Below are 17,249 nucleotides of genomic sequence, written 5' to 3'. Positions count from 1 at the left end.
CCCATACACCTTTAGCCAAAGACAAACGCCAGACAAAAAAATGCCCGGCAAGCCGGGCATCTTTTTTACACGTACTTACAAGTTGTAGCCGCGTTCGTTGTGTTGCGCCAGGTCGAGGCCCACGGCCTCTTCTTCGTCGGTAACCCGCAGGCCCATGACCGCATCCAGCACCTTGAGGATGATGAAGGTCACGATGGCCGTGTAGATCACGGTGAAGCCGACGCCTTTGCACTGGACCCAGACTTGCGCCGCGATGTCAGTAGTGGTGGCGTTGAAGCCGCCCATCGCCGGTGCAGCAAACACGCCGGTCAGGATCGCGCCGAGGATACCGCCGATACCGTGTACGCCGAAGGCGTCCAGGGAGTCGTCGTAGCCCAGTTTGCGTTTCAGAGTGGTCGCACAGAAGAAGCACACCACGCCAGCCGCCAGGCCGATGACCAGGGCGCCCATCGGGCCCACTGTGCCGGCAGCCGGGGTGATTGCCACCAGGCCCGCAACCACACCCGAGGCGATGCCCAGAGCGCTTGGCTTACCGTGGGTGACCCACTCGGCGAACATCCAGCCCAGCGCCGCAGCAGCGGTAGCGATCTGGGTAACCAGCATTGCCATGCCGGCAGTGCCGTTGGCCGCAGCGGCGGAGCCGGCGTTGAAGCCAAACCAGCCAACCCACAGCATCGCCGCGCCGACCAGGGTGTAACCCAGGTTGTGCGGGGCCATCGGGGTGGTCGGGAAGCCTTTGCGCTTGCCGAGTACCAGGCACGCCACCAGGCCAGCCACACCGGCGTTGATGTGCACCACGGTGCCGCCTGCGAAATCCAGCACGCCCCAGTCGCCCAGCAAAGAACCCGGACCGCCCCACACCATGTGAGCAATCGGCGCGTAAACCAGGGTGAACCAGATGCCCATGAAGATCAGCATCGCAGAGAACTTCATACGCTCGGCGAAAGCACCCACGATCAGCGCAGGCGTAATGATGGCAAACGTCATCTGGAAGGTGACGAACACCGACTCAGGGAACAACGCCGCCGGGCCGGTGATGCTGGCCGGGGTCACGCCCGAGAGAAACAGTTTGGACAGGCCACCCACAAACGAGTTGAGGTTGACCACGCCTGCTTCCATACCCGTGGTGTCGAACGCCAGGCTGTAGCCGTACACGAACCACAAGATGGAGATCAGGCCAGTGATGGCGAAGCACTGCATCATCACCGACAGAATGTTTTTGGAGCGAACCATGCCGCCGTAGAACAGCGCCAGGCCCGGAATGGTCATGAACAGTACCAGCGCGGTGGATGTGAGCATCCACGCCGTGTCGCCGGAATTGAGGACTGGAGCGGGGGCTGGGTCCGCCGCCAATGCCAGGGCCGGCATTACGAGGGACAACAGGGCTCCTAGCCCTGCGAATTTACGCAGAGTCATATTGTTTTCTCCTGGGGCGTTGGGGGTTTGGCGGCTTAGATTGCGTCGGTATCGGTTTCGCCGGTACGGATGCGAATAGCCTGTTCCAGATTGACCACGAAGATCTTGCCGTCACCGATCTTGCCGGTGTTGGCCGCCTTGGTTATCGCCTCGATAACCCGGTCAAGATCCTTGTCGTCAATGGCGACATCAATCTTCACCTTTGGCAGGAAATCGACCACGTATTCCGCGCCGCGATACAGCTCGGTGTGACCCTTCTGCCGACCGAAGCCTTTGACCTCAGTAACGGTAATGCCCTGCACGCCGATCTCGGACAACGACTCGCGTACATCGTCCAACTTGAACGGCTTGATGATGGCAGTGACTAGCTTCATGAAAACTCTCTCCCGAATTGGTGGACTTGCCCCAGGAAAACAAACCCGTCTCAAGTCTAAGCGCAGTGCCTGGCTTTGTAACGCGTCGTCGCCTCGGCATTTACCGTTGCGACGCCAGCGAACCACTGGTGACGAAACCTGTACCCCTGATCCGTCGGCGCACTGCATTCGTCACAGCGACTGCATCAGTGCATGGGTCATGATCGTCTAAGCAGAAACCTTGCCAGCTCCGTAAAAATCACTGAAATCAGTCCTTTGCCCACTTATGCCCACCTGCGGGGCTTTTTGGAGGCGCCATTGCGCACTTAAACGGTGCGCGAGCGCCCGGCCCACTGCGCGAAAAGCGTGCGCCCAGGCCTGCGAAAAAGACTATAGACGCTGCGTGATACACTGCCGGCCAACAGTTTTCCGGAATATTTCCCATGCTCGCGCCCAAAGACCTCCTCGACGCCCTGAGCGGCCACGCCTCTCGCTTGTTCAGCGGCGACACCCCGCTGCCCCGCAACGAAATCGAAAGCCAATTCAAGGCATTGCTGCAAAGTGGCTTCAGCAAACTCGACCTGGTGAGCCGGGAGGAATTTGATAGCCAGATGGTGGTGCTGGCGCGCACGCGGGCGCGGCTGGAGAGCCTGGAAGCGAAGGTGGCCGAGCTGGAAGCCAAGTTAACGCCGCCCTCCGCTGAATAAACTCGGACTCTGTGGGAGCTGGCTTGCCTGCAATAGCGGTGGGCCAGGTATCTCAGGGCTAACTGATAGACCGCCATCGCAGGCAAGCCAGCTCCCACCTAAAGCGCTGCGGGCTGCTTTGGATACGTTCTGTAAAACCTCCCCCGCCTCCCCCTTCCCCACCTCGTCTACCCTTGAAAAACCCGCAGGAAGCGGCCTCCCTTTCAAGGAACGAGCATGTCCCTCGCCATCGTCCACAGCCGCGCCCAAATCGGCGTCGAAGCCCCCGCCGTCACCGTCGAAGTGCACATGGCCAATGGGCTGCCATCCCTGACGCTGGTCGGCCTGCCGGAAACCGCCGTGAAGGAAAGCAAGGACCGCGTGCGCAGCGCCATCCTCAACTGCGCGCTGCAATACCCTGCGCGGCGCATTACCCTCAACCTCGCGCCCGCCGACCTGCCCAAGGACGGCGGGCGTTTTGATTTGGCGATTGCCCTGGGGATTCTGGCAGCCAGTGTGCAAGTGCCGTCATTGATGCTCGACGACGTGGAATGCTTGGGGGAATTGGCGTTGTCCGGCGAGGTGCGTGCGGTGAAAGGCGTGTTGCCGGCAGCACTGGCGGCACGCAAGGCCGGGCGCACCGTGATAGTGCCGCGGGCGAATGCCGAGGAAGCGTGCCTGGCGTCAGGGTTGAAAGTGATTGCTGTGGACCACCTGCTGCAGGTGGTCGCGCACCTGAATGGGCAGGTGCCGATTGAGCCCTACAAGTCCGACGGCTTGCTGTACTTGAACAAACCCTACCCGGACTTGAGTGAGGTGCAAGGCCAATTGGCGGCCAAACGCGCTTTGCTGATTGCCGCAGCAGGCGCGCATAACCTGCTGTTCAGCGGGCCACCCGGCACAGGCAAGACATTACTCGCCAGCCGCCTTCCCGGCCTGCTGCCACCACTGAGTGAGCAGGAAGCCCTGGAGGTCGCTGCGATTCAGTCAGTTGTCAGCCTCGCACCCTTGAGCCACTGGCCGCACAGGCCTTTTCGCCAGCCGCACCATTCTGCGTCAGGGCCCGCATTGGTAGGCGGTGGGTCGAAGCCGCAGCCTGGAGAAATCACCCTCGCCCATCACGGCGTGCTGTTTCTGGATGAACTGCCCGAGTTTGATCGCAAGGTGCTGGAAGTACTGCGCGAGCCATTGGAGTCGGGGCATATCGTGATTTCCCGCGCCCGTGACCGCGTGAGTTTCCCGGCCCGTTTCCAACTGGTGGCGGCCATGAACCCCTGCCCCTGCGGCTATATGAGCGAACCCAGCGGGCGTTGCCGTTGCACGCCGGAGCAAATTCAGCGCTACCGCAACAAGCTCTCCGGGCCGTTGCTGGACCGGATCGACTTGCACCTCACCGTCGCCCGGGAAACCACCGCGCTCAATCCGACCCAACAGCCCGGCGACAGCACGGCAAAAGCCTCAGCAGAAGTCGCCGAAGCCCGGGAGCGCCAACAAAAGCGCCAGGGCTGTGCCAATGCGTTTCTTGATCTGCCGGGATTACGCGCGCACTGCCAGCTGGCGAAAGCCGACGAGGGCTGGCTGGAAAGCGCCTGCGAGCGGCTGACGTTATCGCTGCGCGCGGCCCATCGACTGCTCAAGGTCGCGCGCACCCTGGCTGACCTTGAACAGGTGGAGAACATTGCCCGGCATCATTTGGCCGAGGCGCTGCAATATCGCCCAGCGGCATTGAACTAGCCCTCTGTGCGGCAGCCCTTCGCGGTGAACCCCAGCAGCAACCGCGCCACTTCCATCACCTCATCCAGCGCCGCCTCGGCAGATTCGCTGGAGGGCTTGAGCATCAGGTCATCGGCATACCCCATGGCCACGGCAAAAATCTGCCGGGCGGCGCGCGTTGGCGAATCACAGCGAAATACTTCGGCAACCACGCCTTGCTCAATCACCTCGGCGAGCATGCCTTGCCACTGGGCGTTGATCACCAGATAGGCCTCGGCCATTTGCGGGTCATGCATCGCCTCATCCCAGGCATCCAGCCACAGCGCCCAGCCGGCGTCAGCTGTACACGGCAGGCAATCACGCAGGAACCTCATCAACGCCTCCTGCGGCGGCAAGCCGACCAGCGGCGCGCGGACTTCGTCCAGTTGCTCATTGGCAAACCGCACAAAGGCTTCGCGGCGCAGCTCATTCCAGTCGCTGAAGTAGTGATAGACATGGCTGCGAGACAGCCCGGCATGTTCGGCCAGATCACGGGTGGACACATCGGCGAACCCCTTGCTGCGAAACAGCTCCAGGGCAGCGGCGATGATCTGGTCTTTACGGTCGGTACGCGACATGGGCAATTCCTTCAGGCACCGGTAGATGAGCGGCGCTTGCTTTTTGAGCGGTCGCTCAAGGATACTTGAGCAGTCGCTCAATAATAGCGTCTAACACTCCTTTGGTGCACCCATGTCATCCGTCACACCGCAAATTCTTATCGAAGAAAGCAAGAAAATCGGCCAACAGTCCGCCAGCCAAACCCTCAAGGCGATCGCCAGGGCCTACCCCGGCAAGTTGTTTTGCACGCTGTCGCTGGTTGCGCTGGAGAACGCGCTTCTACTGGCATACCCGCTGTTTGCCGGGTTCGCGGTGGACTCGATTATCCGGGGCGACGCGGGTAGCGCACTGTTTTACGCCGCCGTGGTTCTGGCGTTCTGGGTCGTCGGGGCGGCACGCCGTGCGCTGGACACGCGCACCTTTACGCGCATCTACGCCGACCTCGCGGTGCCGGTAATCCTCAATCAACGCCTGCAAAACCACAGCACTTCGCGCGCGGCGGCGCGGGTGGTGCTGGCGCGGGACTTTGTGGATTTCTTCGAAAAACATGTGCCGATCATCGCCACGGCACTGGTGTCCATCGTCGGCGCGGCCGTGATGCTGCTGGTGATCGAGCCGTGGATCGGCCTCGCCTGCCTGAGCGCCTTGCTGCTGTGCACCACGTTGCTGCCACGCTTTGCGCGGCGCAACCAGCAGTTGCACGAGCGCTTGAACGACCGCCTGGAAAAAGAAATCGGCCTAGTGGAAAAGGTCGGCGCCCAGACCTTGCAGCGTCATTACCAGGTGCTGTCACGCCTGCGCATCTGGCTGTCAGACCGCGAGGCCGCCGCGTTCCTGTTTATCGGTACGCTGGCAGCCCTGCTGTTTGTGGTCGCGATCAGCCAGTTGGCACTGTCGCCCGCCGTGAAAGCCGGCCACGTTTACGCGGTCATGACGTACCTGTGGACCTTCGTCAGCAGCCTCGACGAAGCGCCAGGCATGGTGGATCAACTGGCGCGTCTCAAAGATATCGGCAAGCGCGTGGACCCCGGCCTGGGCGACGCCAAGCCTTAGCGGAAGCGGTCCACTTCATGGCGCAGGCCCGCCGCCAGGGTTTCCAGTTCCTTGGCGGTGATCGCCAGGTTCGAGACCACTTCGCGCTGCTCGCTGTTGGCCAGCGCAATGCTTTGCAGGTTGCTGCTGAGTACGTTCGCCGTGCTGCTCTGCTCCTGCGTGGCGGTGGTAATCGCGGCAAACTGCTGGCCGGCGGAGCGGCTTTGCTCGTCGATGCGCGCCAGGGCCGAGGCCACGTCGGCGTTGCGCGACAGGCCTTCCTGCATCAGCACGTTACCGTGTTCCATGGTGCTGATGGCGTTGCCGGTTTCCTGCTGGATGCTCTGGATCATCACTGAAATTTCATCGGTGGCCTGACGGGTGCGTGATGCCAGGTTGCGCACTTCGTCGGCCACCACGGCAAACCCACGCCCCTGCTCACCGGCGCGGGCAGCCTCGATGGCGGCGTTGAGCGCCAACAGGTTGGTCTGCTCGGCAATCGAGGTGATCACCCCGACAATCCCGCCGATTTCCTGGGAACGCTGACCCAGGGTGTTGATCACTGTAGCCGTGCTGTTCAGCGCAGTGGCGATATGCTCCAGGGACGACGACGCCTCTTGCATCGAGGTGCGGCCGATGCGCGTCTGCTGCGCATTTTCCTGTGCAAGCCGTTCGGTGTTGCCCATGTTGTCGGCGATGTTCAGCGACGTGGCGCTGAACTCTTCCACTGCGCCCGCCATGCTGGTGATCTCGCCGGACTGCTGCTCCATGCCTTCATAGGCGCCCCCGGATAAACCGGACAGCGCCTGCGCGCGGCTGTTGACCTCTTCGGCCGCCTTGCGAATGTGCGAAACCATGGTCGACAGCGCTTCGCCCATCTGGTTGAAGCTGCCCGCCAACTGGCCGATTTCGTCGTGGCTGGACACGTTCAAGCGCGCGCTCAAATCCCCCGCGCCCAAGGCTTCGGCCTGACGCACCAGATCACTCAGGGGCTGCAATTTACTGCGCAGTAGCCAGACCGCTGCGCCCACTGCCAATAACATCGCCAGCACGCTGCCAATCACCAGGCGAATACCGACGGCCCAGGTCACGGCGCGGATTTCCGATTTCGGCATGCTCGCCACCACTGCCCACGGGCCACCTTCAAACGGCACCGAGACGCTGTAGAAATCTTCGTTCTTGTCGCTCCAGAAGCGGCCTTCGCCCGGCTTTTTCGCGAGGTCGAGCATCACCGGAACCGCCTGATCCAGCGCCTGCACGCCCGCCGGTGGCACCAGCCAGTGCTTCTGTTCATCCAGCAACGCCAGGGAGCCGGTCTGGCCGATACGGAAGCGCTTGAGGTTATCGAACTGGGCCTTCTGCTCGTCGGTGTAATCAAAACCGATAAACAACACGGCAATGACTTTGCCGCCGGCATCGCGCACCGGGCTGTATTGGGTCATGTAGGAACGGTCGAACAATACCGCGCGGCCCACATAACTCTGGCCGGCCAGCAAGCGCTGGTAGGCCGGGTGCTGGTGGTCGAGCACGGTGCCGATAGCGCGGTTGCCGTCTTGCTTGGTCAGCGAGGTGCTGATGCGGATGAAATCTTCGCCGCTGCGCACGAACACCGTGGCCACGCCGCCGGACATTTGCTTGAACTCGTCCACTTCATCGAAGTTGTTGTTCAGCACCTGCTCGCCCAGGTAAAGGCTCGGGGTCTGTACACCGGCCACGGTCACTGGCTGGTCCGCGTGCACGCTCAAGCCGGCGCCGAAGCGCTTTTCAAACAGCCCGCTCAAACGCTGGGTACTTTCGCGCAAGGTGCTGTGGAAGGTGTTGAGTTGGTCGGCGAGCAGGCGTGCTTCGCTGGCCAGGTGCTCCTCGCGGGTGTCGAGGTTGGCGGAGTCGAGAGAACGCAGGGCGAAGACAGTGCTGCCGCTGATGACGACAGCCAGAATCACGGCCAAGGCAAGGCCTAACTGGGACGCGATCCGAGCGCGAGGTTGAGACATAGAAGCTCCTGGCCGAGGCCAGGATCATCCTGATCTCTTAGCGTTGCTCGGCAAATTATCGGGTTGGAAACGTTGAAACGCGGGGGGTTCCAACACACCTTCTTCGGCGGGCACGGCCAATACTTGAGCGATTCACAGGGGTATCGCGCAAACGATTGCACGAGCGATCAATCCAGGCGTTCAACCCGAGGCAGTTCCATGGCGTTGACTTCACCCTGAAGAAACTCCGCCAGGCGGCGCAAGCGCTCGCCGCCGGGGCGGGTTTTCGGCCACACCAGGTAGTAGTTTTCCCGGCTCGCCACTGCCGTCGGCCAAGGCAGGCTCAACCGCCCCTGGGCGACGTCTTCGGCCACCATCAGCAGGTCCCCCATCGACACACCATACCCCCGCGCGGCGGCGATCATGCCCAACTCCAGCGTGTCGAACACCTGCCCGCCCTTGAGGGAAACCTGGGACGACAGCCCCATGCGCTCCAGCCAGTTGCGCCAGTCGCGGCGGTCGGGCGTGGGGTGCAGCAGCTCGGCAGCCGCCAGACGGTTCACGTCCCACGGGCCATCATTGAGCAGGTTCGGCGCGCCCACCGGAATCAGCAGCTCGGGGAATAGGTAGCACGCCTCCCAATCTGCCGGAAAATGCCCGTAGCTCAACAGCACCGCGCAGTCGAAAGGTTCCTGGTTGAAGTCGACTTCATCCACGCTCATCCACGCGCTGGTCAGTTGCACCTCATTACCCGGCTGCAAGGCGCGGAAGCGGCTGATCCGCGCCAGCAGCCAGCGCATGGTCAGGGTGGACGGTGCCTTCATGCGCAAGATGTCGTCTTCGGCATTCAGGGTATGACAGGCGCGTTCCAACGCCGCGAAACCTTCGCGCACGCCGGGCAATAGCAGACGCGCCGCTTCAGTGAGTTGCAGGCTGCGCCCGCTGCGCTGGAACAGGCGGCAGGCAAAATGTTCTTCAAGGGTGCGGATATGCCGGCTGACGGCACTTTGAGTGATCGACAACTCGTCCGCCGCCCGAGTGAATGAGTTGTGGCGGGAGGCTGCCTCAAAGGCGCGCAGGGCATAAAGCGGGGGAAGACGACGGGTCATAAGGAAAGATCCTACAGCGCAATGCCTCACCCTACCAGAATCGCTATACATGAGTTTTAGTCATGCGGATGATCGCTTTTATCCTTTTGTGGAAGGCGCCCGAAGCGCCGAGAATCAACCCTCCCTCAACCCTCTGACTTTCCGAGCGTGATGATCATGCAACATCCGGCACGTACCGAACTCTGGGCCATTCTGCGGCTGTCGGGGCCGTTGATTGCCTCACAGTTGGCGCACATGCTGATGGTGCTGACTGACACCCTGATGATGGCTCGTCTGAGCCCCGAGGCCTTGGCCGGCGGCGGGCTGGGCGCAGCGAGCTATTCGTTTGTGGCGATTTTCTGCATCGGGGTGATTGCGGCGGTGGGCACCCTTGTGGCCATCCGCCACGGCGCGGGCGATATCGAAGGCGCAACCCGCCTGACCCAGGCCGGGCTTTGGCTGGCGTGGTTGATGGCGCTGGCGGCGGCGTTGCTGATGTGGAACCTCAAGCCAGTACTGCTGATGTTCGGCCAGACCGAAACCAACGTGCACGCGGCGGGGCAATTTCTGACAATCCTGCCCTTCGCCCTCCCCGGCTACCTGAGCTTCATGGCCTTGCGCGGCTTTACCAGCGCCATCGGCAAAGCGACCCCGGTGATGGTGATCAGCCTGTGCGGCACGGTGCTCAACTACCTGCTCAACCATGCGTTGATCGAGGGCATGTTCGGCCTGCCGAAACTGGGGCTGATGGGCATCGGCCTGGTGACCGCCATTGTCGCCAACTGCATGGCACTGGCGCTGTGGTGGTACATCCGCATTCACCGGGCTTACGCAGCCTACCCGCTCGGCAAGGGTCTGCTGCACCTCAACACCCAGTATTTGCGCGAGCTGTGGCGCCTGGGCCTGCCGATTGGCGGCACCTACGCGGTGGAAGTCGGGCTGTTTGCCTTCGCGGCGCTGTGCATGGGCACCATGGGCAGCACGCAGTTGGCGGCGCATCAGATTGCCCTGCAGATCGTCTCGGTGGCCTTCATGGTGCCGGCGGGGATGTCCTACGCGATCACCATGCGCATCGGCCAGCATTACGGCGCCGGGCAGTTGGTGCATGCACGTCTGGCCGGGCGTGTCGGCATCGGCTTTGGTGCGGCGGTGATGTTGGGGTTCGCCGCTGTGCTGTGGCTGTTTTCCGACCCGTTAATAGGACTGTTCCTGGACCATAACGACCCCGCCTTCCATGACGTCATCGTATTGGCCGTCAGCTTGCTGGCTGTCGCGGCCTGGTTTGAACTGTTCGACGGCGTGCAGACCATTGCCATGGGCTGCATTCGCGGGCTGAAGGACGCCAAGACGACGTTTCTGGTGGGTTTGGGTTGTTACTGGCTGATCGGCGCGCCGTCCGCATGGTTGATGGCATTCACCCTGGGCTGGGGGCCGACGGGCGTGTGGTGGGGCCTGGCGTTGGGCCTGGCGTGCGCGGCAGTGAGCTTGACCTGGGCGTTTGAGGTGAAGATGAAGCGGATGATTCGGCGGGAGCCTGAAGTTCGCGCTGAATTCCAGGCCATGCAACCCGACTGATGGGATGTACTCAGTCAATAATGTGGGAGCGGGCTTGCTCGCGAATGCGGTGGATCAGCCAACAAATTTGGCGACTGACACTGCGCATTCGCGAGCAAGCCCGCTCCCACAGTTTTGATTGGGTTCACAAAGCGCAATCGCCTAGCCCAGTAGCGCCTGCTGGCTCTTGCCGAACGTCAAATACTCCACCAGTTCCTGCAACGGCAGTGGCTTGCTGATCAAGTAACCCTGAGCCTGGTCGCAACCAAACAAACGCAGCAACGCCAACTGCTCAGGCGTTTCCACACCTTCCGCCACCACTTCCAGATTCAGGTTGTGAGCCAGGTTGATCATCGCGTGCACCAGCTTGCGGTTCTCTTCGCGCTCTTCCATGCCGCCGACGAAGCTCTTGTCGATCTTCAACAGGGCAATCGGCAGGCTGTTGAGGTGCACGAATGACGAGAAGCCCGTGCCGAAGTCATCCAGGGAAAACCGCACACCCAGGCGGCCGAGGGCGTCCATGGTCTGCTTGACCAGATCGCTGCGGCGCATCACGGCGGTTTCAGTCAGTTCGAATTCCAGCCACTGAGCTTCAACACCACGCTCGGCAATCAACCGGCTCAAGGTCGACAGCAACTGGCTGTCTTGAAACTGGCGGAACGACAGGTTCACCGCCATGTGCAGCGGCGGCAGGCCGCGCTCGCGCAGGTCTTGCATGTCACGCAGTGCACGGGAAATCACCCAGTAGCCCAGCGGCACGATCAGCCCGCTTTGCTCGGCCAAGGGCACGAATTCGCTCGGCGGCAACAGCCCGCGCTCGCCATGACGCCAGCGCACCAACGCTTCCAGGCCGACGATATGCCCGTCGTCCAGATCCAGGCGCGGCTGGTAATGCAGCTCCAGTTCGTCGCGGCGCAGGGCGCGGCGCAGTTCGCTTTCCAAGTCGGCCAGGCTGCGCGCGTTGCGGTTGATACGTTCGTTGAAGATATGAAAGGTGCAGCCCTGGGTGCTTTTGGCCTGTTGCATGGCGATGTGCGCGTGCCACATCAAGGGGTCGGCGCCGGCACGCGCACGGGCGTGGGCCACACCCAGGCTGCAGCCGATCAACAGGCTTTCGCCATCCACCCAGTAGGGCTCGGCCATGACTTCGGTGATGCGTTCGGCCATCCACTCGGCGCGCTGGGGCGCGCGACGGGTGTCAATCAGCAACGCAAATTCGTCACTGCCCAAACGAGCCAACTGGTCCCCGGCCTCGAGCTGGCTCTTGAGGCGCGACACCACTTGCAGGATCAACCGGTCACCGGCCTGATGACCGAGGGCATCGTTGGCATGGCGAAAATTGTCGAGGTCCAGATGGCCGAGGGCCAGGCCGCGGCCTTCGTTTTCCGCCAGGCGCGCCGCCAGCAGGGTCTGGAAACCCTGGCGATTGGCGATGCCGGTGAGCGGGTCCTGTTCGGCCAGGCGTTGCAGGGTATTTTCCAGTACGCCGCGCTCGCGGACGTGGCGCAGGCAGCGGCGCAATGTATCAGCATCCAATACATCACGGATCAGCCAGTCACTGACGCCCAGCGGCGAAACCAGCGGCTCCTGTTCCAGCAGCAACACACACGGCAAGCTGCATCGGCCCGGGCCGGGTTGCAGGCCTGGCGTAGTCAATAGCACAGCACCGTGGTCGTCATCGAACAGACGACTCACCGAGTCCCAGTTGGGTGCACTGATCAGCACAGCCCCATCGCCCATCGGCACCAGGCACTCGCGCAACAACGCTGCCCACGCTGGCTCATCGGCCAGTAGCAGCAAACGCAAGGGTTCGACAGGCGTAGACAAGCTAGCTCCCTAGACTCTGCAAGATTTCGTTGGCGGCGGGCATTATGACGTGCGGCCTGACAATCACCAATGATAGGAATTATCAAATACGCAGACTACAGACGTTAATCGCAACCTTAGCCGAAAAAAGCCCACCACATCCTGCGGCAAAGTATCAAAACCGGCAAATTTAGATCGAGTGGTACGTCACACTGTCGTTCTGTGAGAGCAGAATCCTGCGAGCCTGTTAAAATGCCCGCCCTTTTGTTCAACGACTCCCTGAATTCTGTATGTCCCGACTCAATCCCCGGCAGCAAGAAGCCGTGAACTACGTCGGCGGCCCTCTATTGGTGCTCGCCGGTGCCGGTTCCGGCAAGACCAGCGTGATCACCCGCAAGATCGCGCACCTGATCCAGCAGTGCGGCATCCGCGCTCAGTACATCGTCGCCATGACCTTTACCAACAAGGCCGCGCGGGAAATGAAGGAGCGTGTCGGCACCTTGCTCAAGGGTGGCGAAGGCCGTGGCCTTACGGTGTGTACCTTCCACAACCTGGGCCTGAACATCATCCGCAAGGAGCACGCGCGGCTGGGCTACAAGCCGGGCTTCTCGATCTTTGACGAGACCGACGTGAAGTCGCTGATGACCGACATCATGCAGAAGGAATACGCAGGCGACGACGGCGTGGATGAGATCAAGAACATGATCGGCGCCTGGAAAAACGACCTGGTCCTGCCCGCCCAGGCCCTGGAAAACGCGCGCAACCCCAAGGAACAGACCGCCGCCATCGTTTACACCCACTACCAGCGCACGCTCAAGGCGTTCAACGCGGTGGACTTCGACGACCTGATCCTGCAGCCCGTGAAGCTGTTCGAAGAACACGCCGACGTCCTCGAAAAATGGCAGAACAAGGTGCGCTACCTGCTGGTGGACGAATACCAGGACACCAACGCCAGCCAGTATTTGCTGGTGAAGATGCTGATCGGCAAGCGTAACCAGTTCACCGTGGTGGGCGACGACGACCAGTCGATCTACGCCTGGCGCGGCGCCCGCCCGGAAAACCTGATGCTGCTCAAGGACGACTACCCGTCCCTGAAAGTGGTGATGCTGGAGCAGAACTACCGCTCCACCAGCCGCATTCTGCGTTGCGCCAACGTGCTGATCTCGAACAACCCCCACGAGTTCGAAAAACAGCTGTGGAGCGAGATGGGCCACGGCGATGAAATCCGCGTGATCCGTTGCCGCAACGAAGACGCCGAAGCCGAGCGCGTGGCCGTCGAACTGCTGACCTTGCACCTGCGCACCGACCGGCCTTACAGCGATTTCGCAATCCTCTATCGCGGCAACTACCAGGCCAAGCTGATCGAGCTGAAGCTGCAGCACCACCAGATTCCGTATCGTCTGTCGGGCGGCAACAGCTTTTTCGGACGCCAGGAAGTGAAAGACCTGATGGCCTACTTCCGGCTGATCGTGAACCCAGACGACGACAACGCCTTCCTGCGCGTGATCAACGTACCGCGCCGGGAAATCGGTTCCACCACCCTGGAAAAGCTCGGCAACTACGCCACCGAACGCAAGATCTCGATGTACGCCGCCACCGACGAAATCGGCCTGGGCGAGCACCTGGACACCCGTTTCACCGACCGCCTGGCGCGCTTCAAGCGCTTCATGGACAAGGTGCGCGAGCAGTGCGCCGGCGAAGACCCGATCAGCGCGTTGCGCAGCATGGTCATGGACATCGACTATGAAAACTGGCTGCGCACCAACAGCTCCAGCGACAAGGCCGCGGACTACCGCATGGGCAACGTCTGGTTCCTGATCGAAGCGTTGAAAAACACGCTGGAGAAGGACGAAGAAGGCGAGATGACCGTCGAAGACGCCATCGGCAAGCTGGTGCTGCGCGACATGCTCGAGCGTCAGCAGGAAGAGGAAGACGGCGCCGAAGGTGTGCAAATGATGACCTTGCACGCCTCCAAGGGCCTGGAGTTTCCCTACGTGTTCATCATGGGCATGGAAGAGGAAATCCTCCCGCACCGCTCCAGCATCGAAGCCGACACCATCGAGGAAGAACGCCGGCTGGCCTACGTGGGCATTACCCGCGCGCGTCAGACGTTGGCCTTCACCTTTGCCGCCAAGCGCAAGCAATACGGCGAAATCATCGATTGTGCCCCCAGTCGGTTCCTGGATGAACTGCCGCCGGACGACCTCGCCTGGGAAGGCAACGACGACACACCGACCGAAGTGAAAGCCGTTCGCGGCAACACCGCCCTGGCGGATATACGCGCGATGTTAAAGCGCTAGAATCGACTACTTTTCAATCTACTTTCGGCGCACACCGCGCCATTAGAGGAAGCTTTCCGTGGAAGCACTGCACAAGAAAATTCGCGAAGAAGGCATCGTGCTTTCCGATCAGGTACTCAAGGTCGACGCCTTTCTGAACCACCAGATCGACCCGGCGCTGATGAAACTGATCGGCGACGAATTCGCCGCGCTGTTCAAGGACTCGGGCATCACCAAGATCGTCACCATCGAAGCCTCGGGCATCGCCCCGGCGATCATGACCGGGCTGAACCTCGGCGTGCCAGTGATCTTCGCCCGCAAGCAACAGTCCCTGACCCTGACCGAAAACCTGCTGTCGGCGACGGTGTATTCCTTCACCAAGAAAGTCGAAAGCACCGTGGCGATTTCCCCGCGCCACCTGACCAGCAGCGACCGTGTGCTGGTGATCGATGACTTTTTGGCCAACGGCAAAGCGTCCCAGGCGCTGATTTCCATCATCAAGCAAGCCGGTGCGACTGTCGCGGGCTTGGGGATTGTGATCGAGAAGTCGTTCCAGGGCGGCCGTGCGGAGCTGGATGCGCAGGGTTACCGGGTGGAATCACTGGCGCGGGTCAAGTCGCTGGCGGGTGGCGTCGTCACCTTCATCGAGTAATTTGCCACACAGCAAATGTCCGGTGAACACGGATCAAAATGTGGGAGCGGGCTTGCTCGCGAATGCGGTGGGTCAGCCAATAAATTCAGAGGCTGACACTCCGCTTTCGCGAGCAAGCCCGCTCCCACATTTGATTTGCATTGTTTGTTAGTGCGCGGTGGCCTGTAGGCCGGCGAGTAGCAGGCGCTGGTAGAGGTCTTCTTTCAGTCCTTCGGGCTGATCCAACCGCATCCGCTTCAAATGCTCGGGAAACGCCTCCGGCTCCGGCGCATCCAGCGCTGCCTTGCCGAGTTCCAGAATCTCCGTCAGCTTGAATTTACTCTTGAGCCAATTCAGCGCCCGCAACAAATCCCGCTCTTCGTCGGTGAAATCACTGCCCAACGGATACTCCGGGAACAGCCGCCGATGTTTGCCCTGAATGGCTTTCAAGCGCTCCGGTGTGTTGTCGGCAAAGCGTGGATCCAGCTGGAAATCCTCTGCCAACTTGCCAGCCTTCTGCGCCTGCTCGATCAGCTCATCCTGGAAGCGTGAGTCGGTGATGTTGAGCAAAGCCTCGATCACCTTGGCATCCGTCTGACCTCGCAAGTCCGCAATTCCGTACTCGGTAATCACGATATCGCGCAGATGCCGGGGAATCGTGCAGTGGCCGTATTCCCACACGATATTGGAACTGACCTCCCCCGCCGACTCGCGCCAGCTGCGCAAAATCAGGATCGAGCGCGCGCCTTCCAGTGCATGGCCTTGCGCAACAAAGTTGTACTGCCCACCGACGCCGCTGAGCACGCGGCCATCTTCCAACTGGTCGGCCACACCCGCGCCGAGCAAGGTCACCATGATCGCGCTGTTGATAAACCGTGCATCCAGGCGCTGCAGGCGTTTGAGTTGTTCCTCGCCGTACAGCTCGTTGATGTAGCTGATGCGGGTCATGTTGAATTCGAGGCGCTTGGCGTGGGTCATTTCCTGCAGGCGCTGGTAAAAACTGCGTGGTCCGAGGAAGAAACCTCCGTGGACCGACACGCCGTCAGGCTGGGCGGCATCATCCAGTGTGCCCGCGTTGGCTTGTTCCTGGGTCGCCACATCCGGGTAGACCTTGCGCCGGATAATCCCGGCATCTGCCAGCACCAGCAGGCCGTTGACGAACATTTCGCTACAGCCATAGAGGCCACGGGCGAAGGGATCAACGCCGCCTTCGCGGCTGATCAACGGCGCCCACTGGTACACGTCCAAGTCAGTCAACAACAGCCGGTAGGCCTCGTTATCGGCCTGGCGCGCCAGCAGGGCGGCAGTCAGCGCGTCACCCATGGAGCCAATCCCGATCTGCAGGGTGCCGCCATCGCGCACGAGGGTGCTGGCATGCAGGCCGATAAAGTGGTCCTGAAACCCCACCGGCATGTTCGGCGTGGAGAACAGCGTGGTGCTGTCCTTGGCGTCGATCAGGTAGTCGAAGGCGTCCATGCCCAGCTCAGAGTCGCCGGGCATGTAGGGCAAATCGCTGTGAACCTGGCCGACCACCAGAATGGTTTCGCCCGCGTCACGGCGTTTTTCAATCATCGGCAGCAGGTCGAGGGTGATGTCCGGGTTGCAGCTCAGGCTCAGGCGGTCGGGGTGTTCGTTACTGCTGGCCACCAATTGCGCCACCAGGTTCAGGCCGGCGGCGTTGATGTCGCGGGCGGCATGGCTGTAGTTGCTGCTGACGTAGTCCTGCTGGGCCGATGCGCTGTGAAGCAGGCTGCCGGGTTGCATGAAAAACTGCTGCACGCGGATGTTGGCCGGCAGCTTGTCCTTGTGCAGGTCGGCGAGGAAGTCCAGTTCGGGGTAATCGCCAAACACGCGCTCGATGAAGGGTTCGAGAAAGCGCTTCTGCAACCCATCGCCGAAGGGCGGGCGGCCCAGGCTCAGCGCGGTGTAGATCGTCAGCGCCCGCTCGGGCAACTTGGCAATACGCCGGTACAGCGCGTTGACGAACAGGTTGGGCTTGCCCAGCCCAAGGGGCATGCCCATGTGGATATGCGCCGGCAAGCGTGCCAGTACGTCGTCAACTGCTTGCTCGATTGAACACAACTGCACCATCCGACCCTCCTGAACATTCCATGATTAGGG

Annotated in this window: 13 protein-coding genes; 6 read left to right on the top strand and 7 right to left on the bottom strand. The window is 61.5% G+C overall.

Annotation, left to right across the window (positions count from 1 at the left end; all coding sequences use genetic code 11):
- Positions 1-75: 75 nt before the first annotated feature.
- Both AB4P94_RS07395 and glnK read right to left on the bottom strand, forming a co-directional pair.
- Positions 76-1,416 carry an ammonium transporter gene (locus AB4P94_RS07395; protein WP_395610008.1) on the bottom strand — a complete coding sequence of 447 codons (1,341 nt, stop codon included), beginning with the start codon at positions 1,414-1,416 and terminating at the stop codon, positions 76-78.
- A gap of 35 nt (positions 1,417-1,451) precedes the next feature.
- Positions 1,452-1,790, bottom strand: a complete 339-nt coding sequence (gene glnK / locus AB4P94_RS07390; protein WP_002555808.1) for a P-II family nitrogen regulator — start codon at positions 1,788-1,790, stop codon at positions 1,452-1,454.
- A 422-nt stretch (positions 1,791-2,212) separates the two neighbouring features.
- Between glnK and AB4P94_RS07385 the strand changes: the two genes are divergently transcribed.
- Together AB4P94_RS07385 and AB4P94_RS07380 are read left to right on the top strand one after the other, a co-directional pair.
- Positions 2,213-2,476: an accessory factor UbiK family protein gene (locus AB4P94_RS07385; protein WP_094948733.1), complete on the top strand. Its 264-nt coding sequence runs from the start codon at positions 2,213-2,215 to the stop codon at positions 2,474-2,476.
- A gap of 216 nt (positions 2,477-2,692) precedes the next feature.
- The gene (locus AB4P94_RS07380; RefSeq protein ID WP_395610007.1) at positions 2,693-4,189 is read left to right on the top strand and encodes a YifB family Mg chelatase-like AAA ATPase; all 1,497 of its coding nucleotides are present in this window, start codon (positions 2,693-2,695) and stop codon (positions 4,187-4,189) included.
- Here AB4P94_RS07380 and AB4P94_RS07375 read toward each other — a convergent pair.
- A complete protein-coding gene (locus tag AB4P94_RS07375; protein ID WP_395610006.1) occupies positions 4,186-4,785 on the bottom strand; it encodes a TetR/AcrR family transcriptional regulator in 600 nt (199 codons plus the stop codon). The two genes, AB4P94_RS07380 and AB4P94_RS07375, sit on opposite strands and share 4 nt — an antisense overlap.
- A 112-nt stretch (positions 4,786-4,897) precedes the next feature.
- Between AB4P94_RS07375 and AB4P94_RS07370 the strand changes: the two genes are divergently transcribed.
- Entirely contained in the window at positions 4,898-5,818 is a 921-nt protein-coding gene (locus tag AB4P94_RS07370; protein ID WP_395610005.1) for an ABC transporter six-transmembrane domain-containing protein, read from the top strand.
- Here the strand turns inward: AB4P94_RS07370 and AB4P94_RS07365 are convergent.
- Entirely contained in the window at positions 5,815-7,791 is a 1,977-nt protein-coding gene (locus AB4P94_RS07365) for a methyl-accepting chemotaxis protein (protein WP_395610004.1), read from the bottom strand. The two genes, AB4P94_RS07370 and AB4P94_RS07365, sit on opposite strands and share 4 nt — an antisense overlap.
- 167 nt (positions 7,792-7,958) lie before the next feature.
- Positions 7,959-8,879 carry a LysR substrate-binding domain-containing protein gene (locus tag AB4P94_RS07360; RefSeq protein ID WP_395610003.1) on the bottom strand — a complete coding sequence of 307 codons (921 nt, stop codon included), beginning with the start codon at positions 8,877-8,879 and terminating at the stop codon, positions 7,959-7,961.
- Between the two features lie 150 nt (positions 8,880-9,029).
- Between AB4P94_RS07360 and AB4P94_RS07355 the strand changes: the two genes are divergently transcribed.
- On the top strand, positions 9,030-10,433 hold the full coding sequence (locus AB4P94_RS07355; protein WP_395610002.1) for a NorM family multidrug efflux MATE transporter: 1,404 nt from the start codon (positions 9,030-9,032) through the stop codon (positions 10,431-10,433).
- 141 nt (positions 10,434-10,574) lie between these two features.
- On the opposite strand, the gene AB4P94_RS07350 is transcribed toward AB4P94_RS07355, so the two are convergent.
- Positions 10,575-12,239 (bottom strand): putative bifunctional diguanylate cyclase/phosphodiesterase, encoded by a 1,665-nt coding sequence (locus AB4P94_RS07350; protein ID WP_395610001.1) that lies wholly within the window; start codon positions 12,237-12,239, stop codon positions 10,575-10,577.
- 269 nt (positions 12,240-12,508) lie between these two features.
- On the opposite strand from AB4P94_RS07350, the gene rep reads away from it, so the two are divergent.
- A complete protein-coding gene (rep, locus tag AB4P94_RS07345; RefSeq protein ID WP_395610000.1) occupies positions 12,509-14,518 on the top strand; it encodes a DNA helicase Rep in 2,010 nt (669 codons plus the stop codon).
- 58 nt (positions 14,519-14,576) lie between these two features.
- Entirely contained in the window at positions 14,577-15,149 is a 573-nt protein-coding gene (locus tag AB4P94_RS07340; protein WP_010207474.1) for a xanthine phosphoribosyltransferase, read from the top strand.
- A gap of 147 nt (positions 15,150-15,296) precedes the next feature.
- Here AB4P94_RS07340 and AB4P94_RS07335 read toward each other — a convergent pair whose 3' ends face one another.
- A complete protein-coding gene (locus tag AB4P94_RS07335; protein ID WP_395609999.1) occupies positions 15,297-17,219 on the bottom strand; it encodes an acetyl-CoA hydrolase/transferase C-terminal domain-containing protein in 1,923 nt (640 codons plus the stop codon).
- Positions 17,220-17,249: the final 30 nt, after the last annotated feature.

The sequence above is a fragment of the Pseudomonas sp. B22129 genome (assembly GCF_044218875.1).
GTDB lineage: Bacteria > Pseudomonadota > Gammaproteobacteria > Pseudomonadales > Pseudomonadaceae > Aquipseudomonas.
The sequence above is the reverse complement of the archived record's forward strand: the minus strand, read 5'-3'. Positions and strand labels throughout refer to the sequence as shown.